The 13793-nt window shown below is 55.3% G+C and carries 8 protein-coding genes, 2 tRNA genes and 2 rRNA genes; 5 read left to right on the forward strand and 7 right to left on the reverse strand.

Annotated features, from left to right (window positions below):
* Positions 1-125: 125 nt before the first annotated feature.
* The 5 genes from C6Y56_RS25845 to tyrS all read right to left on the reverse strand — a co-directional run bounded on the left by C6Y56_RS25845 (position 126) and on the right by tyrS (position 6812).
* Positions 126-3013, reverse strand: a 23S ribosomal RNA gene (locus tag C6Y56_RS25845).
* 247 nt (positions 3014-3260) lie between these two features.
* A tRNA-Ala gene (locus C6Y56_RS25850) sits at positions 3261-3336 on the reverse strand.
* Positions 3337-3366: 30 nt separating this feature from the next.
* Positions 3367-3443 (reverse strand) — tRNA-Ile (locus C6Y56_RS25855).
* A gap of 81 nt (positions 3444-3524) precedes the next feature.
* Positions 3525-5059, reverse strand: a 16S ribosomal RNA gene (locus tag C6Y56_RS25860).
* The 16S and 23S rRNA genes sit together here with 2 tRNA genes alongside, the layout of an rRNA operon.
* A gap of 553 nt (positions 5060-5612) precedes the next feature.
* Entirely contained in the window at positions 5613-6812 is a 1200-nt protein-coding gene (gene tyrS, locus C6Y56_RS25865) for a tyrosine--tRNA ligase (RefSeq protein WP_085731729.1), read from the reverse strand.
* Between the two features lie 210 nt (positions 6813-7022).
* Between tyrS and C6Y56_RS25870 the strand changes: the two genes are divergently transcribed.
* Both C6Y56_RS25870 and C6Y56_RS25875 read left to right on the forward strand, forming a co-directional pair.
* Entirely contained in the window at positions 7023-8447 is a 1425-nt protein-coding gene (locus tag C6Y56_RS25870) for a peptidoglycan DD-metalloendopeptidase family protein (RefSeq protein ID WP_169432140.1), read from the forward strand.
* A 3-nt stretch (positions 8448-8450) separates the two neighbouring features.
* A complete protein-coding gene (locus C6Y56_RS25875; RefSeq protein ID WP_169432141.1) occupies positions 8451-9542 on the forward strand; it encodes an anhydro-N-acetylmuramic acid kinase in 1092 nt (363 codons plus the stop codon).
* A gap of 74 nt (positions 9543-9616) precedes the next feature.
* Here the strand turns inward: C6Y56_RS25875 and erpA are convergent, their stop codons facing one another.
* Both erpA and argC read right to left on the reverse strand, forming a co-directional pair.
* A complete protein-coding gene (erpA, locus tag C6Y56_RS25880; RefSeq protein ID WP_003228776.1) occupies positions 9617-9967 on the reverse strand; it encodes an iron-sulfur cluster insertion protein ErpA in 351 nt (116 codons plus the stop codon).
* 166 nt (positions 9968-10133) lie between these two features.
* Positions 10134-11168, reverse strand: a complete 1035-nt coding sequence (gene argC, locus C6Y56_RS25885) for an N-acetyl-gamma-glutamyl-phosphate reductase (protein ID WP_115079390.1) — start codon at positions 11166-11168, stop codon at positions 10134-10136.
* A gap of 135 nt (positions 11169-11303) precedes the next feature.
* On the opposite strand from argC, the gene hemJ reads away from it, so the two are divergent.
* The 3 genes from hemJ (at position 11304) to C6Y56_RS25900 (ending at position 13778) form a co-directional block, all read left to right on the forward strand.
* Positions 11304-11732, forward strand: coding sequence for a protoporphyrinogen oxidase HemJ (hemJ, locus tag C6Y56_RS25890; protein WP_169432142.1), 429 nt, complete (start codon positions 11304-11306; stop codon positions 11730-11732).
* Positions 11733-11765: 33 nt separating this feature from the next.
* Entirely contained in the window at positions 11766-12734 is a 969-nt protein-coding gene (locus C6Y56_RS25895) for an NAD(P)H-dependent flavin oxidoreductase (RefSeq protein WP_169432143.1), read from the forward strand.
* A gap of 93 nt (positions 12735-12827) precedes the next feature.
* Positions 12828-13778, forward strand: a complete 951-nt coding sequence (locus C6Y56_RS25900) for a DUF805 domain-containing protein (protein ID WP_169432144.1) — start codon at positions 12828-12830, stop codon at positions 13776-13778.
* The last annotated feature ends 15 nt before the right edge of the window (positions 13779-13793 follow it).

The raw sequence follows: 13793 nt of genomic DNA on the forward strand, positions 1-13793 counted from the left end.
GCAAATTGGGTATGGGATAGTTTTCGGTGCTTTGTGATCGTCGAACTTTCGGTTCGTTTCGTCTTCACACACCGCAATCTGGTTGCTCTGGTTTAGAGAGCCGACGCAAATTGCTTGGGTGTTATATGGTCAAGCCTCACGGGCAATTAGTATTGGTTAGCTCAACGCCTCACAGCGCTTACACACCCAACCTATCAACGTCGTAGTCTTCGACGGCCCTTCAGGGAACTCAAGGTTCCAGTGAGATCTCATCTTGAGGCAAGTTTCCCGCTTAGATGCTTTCAGCGGTTATCTTTTCCGAACATAGCTACCCGGCAATGCCACTGGCGTGACAACCGGAACACCAGAGGTTCGTCCACTCCGGTCCTCTCGTACTAGGAGCAGCCCCTCTCAAATCTCAAACGTCCACGGCAGATAGGGACCGAACTGTCTCACGACGTTCTAAACCCAGCTCGCGTACCACTTTAAATGGCGAACAGCCATACCCTTGGGACCGGCTTCAGCCCAGGATGTGATGAGCCGACATCGAGGTGCCAAACACCGCCGTCGATATGAACTCTTGGGCGGTATCAGCCTGTTATCCCCGGAGTACCTTTTATCCGTTGAGCGATGGCCCTTCCATACAGAACCACCGGATCACTAAGACCTACTTTCGTACCTGCTCGACGTGTCTGTCTCGCAGTCAAGCGCGCTTTTGCCTTTATACTCTACGACCGATTTCCGACCGGTCTGAGCGCACCTTCGTACTCCTCCGTTACTCTTTAGGAGGAGACCGCCCCAGTCAAACTACCCACCATACACTGTCCTCGATCCGGATAACGGACCTGAGTTAGAACCTCAAAGTTGCCAGGGTGGTATTTCAAGGATGGCTCCACGCGAACTGGCGTCCACGCTTCAAAGCCTCCCACCTATCCTACACAAGCAAATTCAAAGTCCAGTGCAAAGCTATAGTAAAGGTTCACGGGGTCTTTCCGTCTAGCCGCGGATACACTGCATCTTCACAGCGATTTCAATTTCACTGAGTCTCGGGTGGAGACAGCGCCGCCATCGTTACGCCATTCGTGCAGGTCGGAACTTACCCGACAAGGAATTTCGCTACCTTAGGACCGTTATAGTTACGGCCGCCGTTTACCGGGGCTTCGATCAAGAGCTTCGCGTTAGCTAACCCCATCAATTAACCTTCCGGCACCGGGCAGGCGTCACACCCTATACGTCCACTTTCGTGTTTGCAGAGTGCTGTGTTTTTAATAAACAGTCGCAGCGGCCTGGTATCTTCGACCGGCATGAGCTTACGGAGCAAGTCCTTCACCCTCACCGGCGCACCTTCTCCCGAAGTTACGGTGCCATTTTGCCTAGTTCCTTCACCCGAGTTCTCTCAAGCGCCTTGGTATTCTCTACCCAACCACCTGTGTCGGTTTGGGGTACGGTTCCTGGTTATCTGAAGCTTAGAAGCTTTTCTTGGAAGCATGGCATCAACCACTTCGTGTTCTAAAAGAACACTCGTCATCAGCTCTCGGCCTTAAGATCCCGGATTTACCTAAGATCTCAGCCTACCACCTTAAACTTGGACAACCAACGCCAAGCTGGCCTAGCCTTCTCCGTCCCTCCATCGCAATAACCAGAAGTACAGGAATATTAACCTGTTTTCCATCGACTACGCTTTTCAGCCTCGCCTTAGGGACCGACTAACCCTGCGTCGATTAACGTTGCGCAGGAAACCTTGGTCTTTCGGCGTGGGTGTTTTTCACACCCATTGTCGTTACTCATGTCAGCATTCGCACTTCTGATACCTCCAGCAAGCTTCTCAACTCACCTTCACAGGCTTACAGAACGCTCCTCTACCGCATCACTTACGTGATACCCGTAGCTTCGGTGTATGGTTTGAGCCCCGTTACATCTTCCGCGCAGGCCGACTCGACTAGTGAGCTATTACGCTTTCTTTAAAGGGTGGCTGCTTCTAAGCCAACCTCCTAGCTGTCTAAGCCTTCCCACATCGTTTCCCACTTAACCATAACTTTGGGACCTTAGCTGACGGTCTGGGTTGTTTCCCTTTTCACGACGGACGTTAGCACCCGCCGTGTGTCTCCCATGCTCGGCACTTGTAGGTATTCGGAGTTTGCATCGGTTTGGTAAGTCGGGATGACCCCTAGCCGAAACAGTGCTCTACCCCTACAGTGATACATGAGGCGCTACCTAAATAGCTTTCGAGGAGAACCAGCTATCTCCGAGCTTGATTAGCCTTTCACTCCGATCCACAGGTCATCCGCTAACTTTTCAACGGTAGTCGGTTCGGTCCTCCAGTCAGTGTTACCTAACCTTCAACCTGCCCATGGATAGATCGCCCGGTTTCGGGTCTATTCCCAGCGACTAGACGCCCTATTAAGACTCGCTTTCGCTACGCCTCCCCTATTCGGTTAAGCTCGCCACTGAAAATAAGTCGCTGACCCATTATACAAAAGGTACGCAGTCACAGAACAAAGTCTGCTCCCACTGCTTGTACGCATACGGTTTCAGGATCTATTTCACTCCCCTCTCCGGGGTTCTTTTCGCCTTTCCCTCACGGTACTAGTTCACTATCGGTCAGTCAGTAGTATTTAGCCTTGGAGGATGGTCCCCCCATATTCAGACAAAGTTTCTCGTGCTCCGTCCTACTCGATTTCATGACCAAGAGATTTTCGCGTACAGGGCTATCACCCACTATGGCCGCACTTTCCAGAGCGTTCCGCTAATCTCAAAGCCACTTAAGGGCTAGTCCCCGTTCGCTCGCCACTACTAAGGGAATCTCGGTTGATTTCTTTTCCTCAGGGTACTTAGATGTTTCAGTTCCCCTGGTTCGCCTCTTGCACCTATGTATTCAGTACAAGATAACCATCTTGTGATGGCTGGGTTCCCCCATTCAGACATCTCCGGATCAAAGTCTGTTTGCCGACTCCCGAAGCTTTTCGCAGGCTACCACGTCTTTCATCGCCTCTGACTGCCAAGGCATCCACCGTATGCGCTTCTTCACTTGACCATATAACCCCAAGCAATCTGGTTATACTGTGAAGACGACATTCGCCGAAAATTCGAATTTCTCAATTAAGAGAACTCACAAATTTTACCTTAGCCTGATCCGTTACCAGTGAAAGTAACGTTCAGTCTATCTTTCTATCACATACCCAAATTTTTAAAGAACGATCCAGTCAAAGACTAGAAATCAACATTCATCATCACACTGATGGAATGCTCATTTCTAAGCTTTCAAACTTCAGAAGCAGTAGTGGTGGAGCCAAGCGGGATCGAACCGCTGACCTCCTGCGTGCAAGGCAGGCGCTCTCCCAGCTGAGCTATGGCCCCGTATTTCTACAGGCGTTTCCCACACAAAATTGGTGGGTCTGGGCAGATTCGAACTGCCGACCTCACCCTTATCAGGGGTGCGCTCTAACCAACTGAGCTACAGACCCAATTTCGGGCTGCTTCTATCGTCTTCTTCAATGAATCAAGCAATTCGTGTGGGAACTTATGGAGCAGCTGATGTCGTCGATTAAGGAGGTGATCCAGCCGCAGGTTCCCCTACGGCTACCTTGTTACGACTTCACCCCAGTCATGAATCACACCGTGGTAACCGTCCTCCCGAAGGTTAGACTAGCTACTTCTGGTGCAACCCACTCCCATGGTGTGACGGGCGGTGTGTACAAGGCCCGGGAACGTATTCACCGCGACATTCTGATTCGCGATTACTAGCGATTCCGACTTCACGCAGTCGAGTTGCAGACTGCGATCCGGACTACGATCGGTTTTATGGGATTAGCTCCACCTCGCGGCTTGGCAACCCTTTGTACCGACCATTGTAGCACGTGTGTAGCCCAGGCCGTAAGGGCCATGATGACTTGACGTCATCCCCACCTTCCTCCGGTTTGTCACCGGCAGTCTCCTTAGAGTGCCCACCATTACGTGCTGGTAACTAAGGACAAGGGTTGCGCTCGTTACGGGACTTAACCCAACATCTCACGACACGAGCTGACGACAGCCATGCAGCACCTGTCTCAATGTTCCCGAAGGCACCAATCCATCTCTGGAAAGTTCATTGGATGTCAAGGCCTGGTAAGGTTCTTCGCGTTGCTTCGAATTAAACCACATGCTCCACCGCTTGTGCGGGCCCCCGTCAATTCATTTGAGTTTTAACCTTGCGGCCGTACTCCCCAGGCGGTCAACTTAATGCGTTAGCTGCGCCACTAAGAGCTCAAGGCTCCCAACGGCTAGTTGACATCGTTTACGGCGTGGACTACCAGGGTATCTAATCCTGTTTGCTCCCCACGCTTTCGCACCTCAGTGTCAGTATCAGTCCAGGTGGTCGCCTTCGCCACTGGTGTTCCTTCCTATATCTACGCATTTCACCGCTACACAGGAAATTCCACCACCCTCTACCATACTCTAGCTCGCCAGTTTTGGATGCAGTTCCCAGGTTGAGCCCGGGATTTCACATCCAACTTAACGAACCACCTACGCGCGCTTTACGCCCAGTAATTCCGATTAACGCTTGCACCCTCTGTATTACCGCGGCTGCTGGCACAGAGTTAGCCGGTGCTTATTCTGTCGGTAACGTCAAAATTGCAGAGTATTAATCTACAACCCTTCCTCCCAACTTAAAGTGCTTTACAATCCGAAGACCTTCTTCACACACGCGGCATGGCTGGATCAGGCTTTCGCCCATTGTCCAATATTCCCCACTGCTGCCTCCCGTAGGAGTCTGGACCGTGTCTCAGTTCCAGTGTGACTGATCATCCTCTCAGACCAGTTACGGATCGTCGCCTTGGTGAGCCATTACCTCACCAACTAGCTAATCCGACCTAGGCTCATCTGATAGCGCAAGGCCCGAAGGTCCCCTGCTTTCTCCCGTAGGACGTATGCGGTATTAGCGTTCCTTTCGAAACGTTGTCCCCACTACCAGGCAGATTCCTAGGCATTACTCACCCGTCCGCCGCTGAATCCAGGAGCAAGCTCCCTTCATCCGCTCGACTTGCATGTGTTAGGCCTGCCGCCAGCGTTCAATCTGAGCCATGATCAAACTCTTCAGTTCAAACATCTTTGGGTTTTTAAGAAACCCTAAACTTGGCTCAGCAATCGTTGGTTACATCTTTGATTTCTCGCGGAGTAACTTGTGATGCTGATAATCTTGTTGACTATCAGTCTGACTCCACAAGCACCCACACGAATTGCTTGATTCAGTTGTTAAAGAGCGGTTGGTTAAGAGCTTTCGTCTCAACCGAGGCGCGCATTCTACAGCAGCCTCATTTGCTGTCAAGTGATTATTTTCAGAAGTTTTCGAAGATTTCCTCAACAACTTCAACCACTTGCGCTTCCGATCTCTCGTCAGCGGGAGGCGAATTCTACAGCGTTACACGCTGCTGTCAACACCTCTTTTTCTCCGCTTTCGACCGAGAAGATCGAACCGTTGAAAGCGCCAGAAAAACCGGCATTTCCAACTCCTTCCAGGCTTCGATGATCTGAAGCAAACCGCTATCGATAACCGTGTAACTCATTGAATCTCAAGGAGTTTTCCGTTTCGACTGCGCCGGAAGTGGGGCGAATTATAGACCTCCAGAATCTGCCGTCAACCCCTATTTTCAACTTTACTCGGATTTCAGCGTAATCCGTGCAAATGCCTTCTTCCCAGCCTGGCAGACGTGAGTCGCGCCCAGTACATATATAAAGGAGCGATCAACAACCTCACCATCTATACGCACACCACCGGAAGCCAACAGATCACGAGCAGCCGCCGAGTTTTTCACCAGGCCTGCCTTATTAAGGACAGCAGCAATCGGCATATCTTCGGCAGCAGTCAGCTCGACCTCTGGCAAATCATCCGGCAGCTCGCCATCCTTCATCCGGTTACCCGCACCACGGTGAGCATTGGCAGCAGCTTCTTCCCCATGGAAACGGGCAACAATTTCTTCAGCCAGCTTGATCTTGATGTCGCGAGGATTGGCACCCGCCTCCACGTCAGCACGGAAGGCATTGATCTCATCCATCGAACGGAAGCTGAGCAACTCGAAATAGCGCCACATCAACGCATCCGGAATCGAAACCAGCTTGCTGTACATGACACCCGGCGCTTCCTGGATACCGACGTAGTTGCCCAACGATTTGGACATCTTCTTCACACCATCAAGACCTTCGAGCAACGGCATCGTCAGAATGCACTGCGCCTCCTGACCGTAACCACGCTGCAACTCGCGCCCCATCAGCAGATTGAACTTCTGATCGGTGCCACCCAGTTCCACATCAGCGCGCAAGGCAACCGAGTCATACCCCTGAACCAGCGGATAGAGGAACTCGTGAATGGCGATTGGCTGATTAGTGGTGTAGCGCTTGTCGAAGTCGTCACGCTCGAGCATGCGAGCAACGGTGTATTGAGAAGTCAGGCGAATGAAATCCGCAGGCCCCATCTGATCCATCCAGGTGGAGTTGAACGCCACCTCGGTTTTCGCCGGATCAAGAATCTTGAATACCTGAGTTTTGTAGGTTTCAGCGTTTTCCAGCACCTGCTCACGAGTCAGCGGAGGACGAGTTGCACTTTTGCCGCTCGGATCACCGATCATTCCAGTGAAATCACCAATAAGGAAGATCACCTGATGCCCCAATTCCTGGAACTGGCGCAGCTTGTTAATAAGCACAGTGTGTCCAAGGTGCAGATCCGGCGCCGTTGGATCGAAGCCAGCCTTGATTCGCAGCGGCTGGCCACGCTTGAGCTTTTCGATCAGCTCGGACTCGACCAACAGTTCTTCCGCACCACGTTTAATCAGCGCTAGCTGCTCTTCAACCGACTTCATAACAGACCCGCAAGGCTCAGATTCAAAGGGAACCAACCATACAAGATCGCGCACCAATTACAAGTTTTGCCCGGCACACGGACACTAATCCATAGACGAGACGCCTGCGGACTTGCCTCAGAGATGATTTGGTTATATTTTATACAGTTATTTCATCTTCATCATGTCATTCATCTTTTCCAATTCATCTTTTCAAAGCCAAAATTACTTATGACCACTGAACCGTCTAAAGCGCCACCGCTTTACCCGAAGACCCACCTGCTCGCCGCAAGTGGGATCGCCGCCCTTCTCAGCCTGGCGCTCCTGGTGTTCCCTTCCAGTGATGTTGAAGCCAAAAAGACGACCCTGAGCCTTGAACTGGAAAGTCCCGCTGAACAACTGACACAAGATCAAGACGCTGCTGACGCGGCTCAAGCCACAAATGAACCAGTAGCTTCGCCCTTCGCACAAATCGAAAACGGTGCAGAAGATGCACCCGAAACCGCCCAGGCCGCGCCAGTGCCGGCACCGGTTACTCCTGAAAAGAAAGCCCCAGGCCACAGGGAAGTGATCGTATCCAAGGGTGACACCCTTTCGACATTGTTCGAGAAGGTCGGCCTCCCTGCCGCTGCAGTGCACGAAGTACTGGCAAGCGACAAACAGGCCAAGCAGTTCAGCCAGCTCAAACACGGCCAGAAACTCGAATTCGAACTCAATCCGCAAGGCCAACTGACCAACCTGCACAGCAAAGTCAGTGACGTCGAAACCATTACCCTGACCAAGAATGACAAGGGGTATGTCTTCAATCGCGTTACCGCCAAACCCACCGTTCGTACCGCCTATGTCCACGGCGTGATCAACAGCTCGCTGTCCCAGTCCGCCGCGCGCGCCGGTCTGTCCCACAGCCTCACCATGGATATGGCCAGTGTGTTCGGCTACGACGTCGACTTCGCCCAGGATATCCGCCAGGGTGACGAGTTCGACGTGATCTACGAACAGAAAGTGGTCAATGGCAAAGCCGTCGGCAACGGCCCGATCCTGTCCGCCCGCTTCACCAACCGCGGCAAGACCTACACCGCCGTGCGCTACACCAACAAACAGGGCAACAGCAGCTACTACACCGCCGATGGCAACAGCATGCGCAAGGCGTTCATCCGTACTCCGGTGGACTTCGCCCGCATCAGCTCCAAGTTTTCCATGGGCCGCAAACATCCGATTCTCAACAAGATCCGCGCCCACAAAGGTGTCGACTATGCGGCTCCACGCGGCACGCCAATCAAGGCGGCCGGTGACGGCAAAGTGTTGTTGGCCGGTCGCCGTGGTGGTTACGGCAACACCGTGATCATTCAGCACGGCAACACCTACCGCACGCTGTACGGTCACATGCAAGGCTTCGCCAAAGGTGTGAAAACCGGCGGCACGGTCAAGCAGGGCCAAGTCATCGGCTACATCGGCACTACCGGCCTGTCTACCGGTCCGCACTTGCACTATGAGTTCCAGGTCAACGGCGTTCACGTCGATCCATTGGGCCAGAAGCTGCCGATGGCCGACCCGATCGCCAAATCCGAGCGCGCTCGCTTCCTGGCGCAGAGCCAGCCGTTGATGGCTCGCATGGATCAAGAGAAGGCCACCATGCTAGCCTCGAGCAAGCGTTAAGCCATGGCTCTCTACATCGGCGTGATGTCCGGAACCAGCCTCGATGGCCTGGACATCGCCCTGATCGAGCAGACCTCGGCGATCCACCTGATCGCCACACACTACATTCCCATGCCTGAATCCCTGCGCGCCGAGCTGCTTGGCCTGTGCGCCAGCGGCCATGACGAGATCGCCCGTTCGGCCATCGCCCAACAGAATTGGGTGAAGCTTGCGGCCGAAGGTATCCACGTCCTGCTCGAACAGCAACAGCTCAAACCCGCAGCCATTCGCGCGATCGGCAGCCACGGCCAGACCATTCGCCACGAACCGGCACGTGGTTTTACCGTACAGATCGGCAACCCTGCCCTGCTGACCGAGCTGACCGGGATCACCGTTGTCAGTGACTTCCGCAGCCGTGATGTAGCCGCCGGCGGCCAGGGCGCTCCTCTGGTTCCAGCCTTCCATGAAGCCTTGTTCGAAGAGCGTACCGGCAACCGCGCCGTTCTGAATGTCGGCGGTTTCAGCAATCTAAGCCTGATTGAGCCGAACAAACCTGTAGCCGGATTCGACTGTGGGCCTGGGAATGTTCTGATGGACGCGTGGATTCATCGGCAGCGTGGCGAGAACTATGATCGTAACGGTCAATGGGCAGCCAGCGGCAAGGTGGAGCCAACCCTCCTCAAGGCATTGCTCAATGACCCCTTCTTCTCGACCAAAGGCCCAAAGAGCACCGGCCGGGAAGTGTTCAACCTGCCCTGGCTTGAACAGCAACTGTCCCACCAGCCGAGTTTCGCACCCGAAAACGTACAGGCAACGCTGCTCGAACTGACAGCGCTGACCATCGTCGAATCGCTGCAAAGCGCTCAATCGAATACTGAAGAGCTTCTGGTCTGCGGCGGCGGCGCCCACAACGCTACGCTGATGAAGCGCCTGGCCGACCTCCTGCCCAACGCGAAAGTCGCCAGCACCGTGACCCACGGCGTAGATCCAGACTGGGTTGAAGCCATGGCCTTCGCCTGGCTGGCCCATTGCTGCCTGGAGGGCATCACCGCCAATCGCCCCAGCGTCACCGGTGCAAAAGGCTTGCGCGTACTTGGCGCCATCTACCCCAACTAAGACAAAACACAGATGACAAAACGCCGCAGAACCCTGAGGCTCTGCGGCGTTTTGTTGTGTTCGGTGAGGCGGAATCAGATCGAGAACGAAGAGCCACAGCCACAAGTCGTGGTTGCGTTCGGGTTCTTGATCACGAACCGCGAACCTTCCAGACCTTCCTGGTAGTCCACCTCGGCACCTGCCAGATACTGGAAGCTCATCGGATCAACCACCAGACTCACACCTTCGCGCTCGACGATGGTGTCGTCCTCGGCCACATCTTCATCGAAGGTGAAGCCGTACTGAAACCCTGAACAACCGCCGCCCGTAACGAATACGCGCAGCTTCAAGCGATCATTCCCCTCTTCATCGACCAGGCTCTTCACCTTGTGCGCGGCACCCTGGGTGAATTGCAAAGCCGTGGGGGTGAAGGATTCGACGCTCATGCTGACTTTCTCCCGGCGTTACGCCGCCATAATGCGTGATGACGCGCATTATCCGCTTGTCCTAGAAAATCGGTCAACTATTGTTACGGTATATCAATCAAGCTGATCAACCACCAGAATGCAAAAAGGCCCATTCAACGGGCCTTTTCACGAGTACAACAAGCCGTTACGGCAGCATGCCCGCGTGGGACAGACCAAAGCGCTCATCCAGACCGAACAGAATGTTCATGTTCTGCACCGCCTGACCCGACGCGCCCTTGACCAGATTGTCGATCACCGACAGCACCACCACCAGATCACCATCCTGTGGACGATGAACCGCGATACGGCAAACGTTCGCGCCACGCACACTGCGGGTTTCCGGGTGACTGCCAGCCGGCATCACATCGACGAACGGTTCATTGGCATAACGCTTCTCGAACAACGCCTGCAGATCCACCGAGCGATCAACCACGGTCGCATAGAGCGTGGAATGAATGCCGCGAATCATCGGCGTCAGGTGTGGAACGAAGGTCAGGCCGACATCCTTGCCCGCCGCACGACGCAGCCCCTGACGAATTTCCGGCAGATGACGGTGACCTTTCACCGCATAGGCCTTCATGCTTTCCGACGTCTCGGAGTACAGCGAGCCTACGGCAGCACCACGACCGGCACCGCTGACGCCGGATTTGCAGTCAGCGATCAGGTGGGAAGCATCGGCAATGCCCGCCTCGAGCAATGGCAGGAAACCCAGCTGGGTTGCGGTCGGGTAGCAACCCGGCACCGCGATCAGGCGTGCTTTCTTGATTTGCTCACGGTTGACTTCCGGCAAGCCGTAAACGGCCTCGTCCAGAAGCTCCGGCGCACCGTGCGGCTGGCCGTACCACTTGGCCCACTCATCGGCGTCCTGCAGACGGAAGTCCGCGGACAGGTCGATGACCTTGGTGCCCGCTGCCAGCAATTCACCGGCCAATGCGTGGGCAACGCCGTGCGGAGTCGCGAAGAACACCACGTCGCAAGCGCCCAGGGTCTTGATGTCAGGCACACTGAACGCCAGGCCATCGTAGTGGCCGCGCAGGTTCGGGTACATGTCAGCCACGGCCAGCCCGGCCTCGGATCGGGAAGTGATCACAACCACTTCTGCCTGCGGATGCTGTGCCAACAGACGCAGCAGTTCGACACCGGTGTAACCCGTGCCGCCGACGATACCGACCTTGACCATAAACCTGCCCTCAACGAACCCACTGGAAAGGCGTCGATAATAGGGGCCGCGCGTCCCTGCGACAACCGTCAAGGTGACGTGCGGATGCTCAAGCCTCTACTATCCGGCCTACCGTGAATGAGGGAATAACCAAAAATGCTCTATCTATGGATCAAAGCGCTTCATATCGTCAGCATCGTTTGCTGGTTTGCCGGACTGTTCTACCTGCCGCGACTGTTCGTTTATCACGCACAAAGTGAAGACTCGATCAGCAAGGAACGCTTCAGCGTCATGGAACGCAAGCTGTATCGCGGCATCATGGGCCCGGCGATGATCGCCGCGCTGATCTTCGGCGGCTGGCTGATTTACCTGAACCCGAGCATTTTCAGCACAGGTGGCTGGATCCACGCCAAGCTGACCCTGGTCGTACTGTTGATCGGCTATCACCACATGTGCGGCGCGCAGGTAAAACGTTTTGCCCGTGGCGAGAACACCCGCAGCCATGTCTTTTATCGCTGGTTCAATGAAGTGCCGGTTCTGATATTGCTGGCTATCGTAATTCTGGTCGTGGTCAAGCCGTTCTAACTTCAACGAGTTCAACTTTCCGGGGTACTTCCGATGTCGCTGCCCGCTCTGCTCGAACAACGTCTGCGTTTGCCCGTCGTGGCCGCGCCGATGTTCCTGATTTCCAATCCAGAACTGGTGCTCGCCTGCTGTCGCAATGGCGTGGTCGGCAGCTTTCCGGCGCTCAACCAACGCGAGAGCAGCGGGTTCAAGGCCTGGCTGGAACAGATCGAAGCGGGACTGGCGACATTGGATAACCCGGCGCCTTATGCCGTGAACCTGATTGTTCACAAGAGCAACCCGCGTCTGGAGGCGGATCTGAACATCTGCGTCGAGCACAAAGTCCCCATCGTGATCACCAGCCTCGGCGCAGTGAAGGAAGTGGTGGATGCGGTGCACAGCTACGGCGGCCTGGTATTCCACGACGTGACGACTCGCCGCCATGCGGAAAAAGCCGCCGAAGCCGGCGTCGATGGTTTGATCGCCGTTGCGGCCGGCGCCGGTGGACATGCCGGTACCTGGAGCCCGTTCTCGCTGATCGCCGAGATTCGTCAGTTCTTCGACAAGACGCTACTGCTTGCAGGATGTTTGAACCACGGCCATGAGATTCTCGCCGCACAACTGCTCGGCGCGGATTTGGCCTACTTCGGTACGCGATTCATCGGTACGACTGAAAGCCATGCGCCCGACGCCTACAAGGAGATGCTGCTGACAGCCAAGGCTGCGGACATCATTCATACTCCTGCCGTGTCTGGAGTCCCGGCCAGCTTCATGCGCCAAAGCCTGGAAGCTGCCGGTTTCGATATGGCGGCGTTGCAAGGCAAGGGTGAAGTGAACTTCGGCGACAAACTCAAACCGATCAACGATGAAGCCAAAGCCTGGAAAACCGTGTGGTCGGCGGGTCAGGGGGTAGGCGAAATCGAGGATCTGCCGAGTGTGGACCAACTGGTGGCGCGCCTCGATGCCGAGTATCGCCAGGCCCTGGAACACGCAGCACAGCTCCCGGACCGCTGGCCGCGGTGAGAAAATTCCGGCCGGTCGCTGCCTGACTGGCCTTACACTCGGCGGCTGCGACACGTATCAACCCCATTTTTTCGCGACAAGGATGCCTCGGCCATGAGCGAAACTCGCTACAAGATCGTTTTCGACGGAGCCCTGCAGCCCGGTGTCGATATCACCACGGCCAAACTCAATCTGGCCGAGCTGTTCAAGAGCGACGTGGCCGCCATTGAACGCCTGTTCAATGGCCGCGCGGTTGCCCTCAAACGCGACCTGTCACACAGCGATGCCCAGACTTATCTGCAAGCGCTAAGCAAAACAGGGATCGACGCCCGGATCGAGACGGAAACAGCCATCGAACTGAATCTGGCCGATGTCCAGGAACATTCCGCCACCGTGGCCGAACCCGATTCGCCTTATGCACCGCCTCGAGCCAGTGTTGGAGAGCAACTGCCGGAGTTCGCCGCGCTCAAGCCATTGAGTGTCGAGGGACGAATCGGACGTCTGCGCTACCTGGCATGGTCAATGGTCCTGAGTCTGGTGACCCTGCCAATCATCGGTGTGTTTGCGCTGATCGGTCTGGGCCTGGTGAGCGCCGACTCGACGTCGGGGCTGATCATTGGCGGTATCTTCGCCTTCTTCCTGTTCCTGGCCTTCGCAATCATCGGCATCCTGTTCAGCGTTCAGCGTCTGCACGATATCGGCTGGTCGGGCTGGCTCTGGCTGCTGACCCTGGTACCGTTCGTGGGCAGTTTCTTCCCGCTGGTGATCATGGTCATGCCGGGCAATACCGGCGCCAATCGCTATGGCCCGCCACCTCCACCGAACAGCACCGCCGTCAAAGTACTGTGCTCCCTGTGGATCGTCTTTATCGGTCTGTTCTTCGTCGGCGGCATGCTGGGCGGGATCTCGGCCATCCAGCAGGAGTACGAAACCAGCCTCGAAAGCAGTTATGAAAGTGGTTCGGTGACTGCCGATGAAGTCGATGTCGAAGTCGAGCCCGTGCCGAATTCGGTGGACGATGCAGCCGAAGCCGCACCGGCCCCTGTAGACTCTGCGAAAGAATGAACAGCGCTCCCCGCC

The sequence above is a fragment of the Pseudomonas fluorescens genome (genome assembly GCF_012974785.1).
GTDB lineage: Bacteria > Pseudomonadota > Gammaproteobacteria > Pseudomonadales > Pseudomonadaceae > Aquipseudomonas > Aquipseudomonas fluorescens_BT.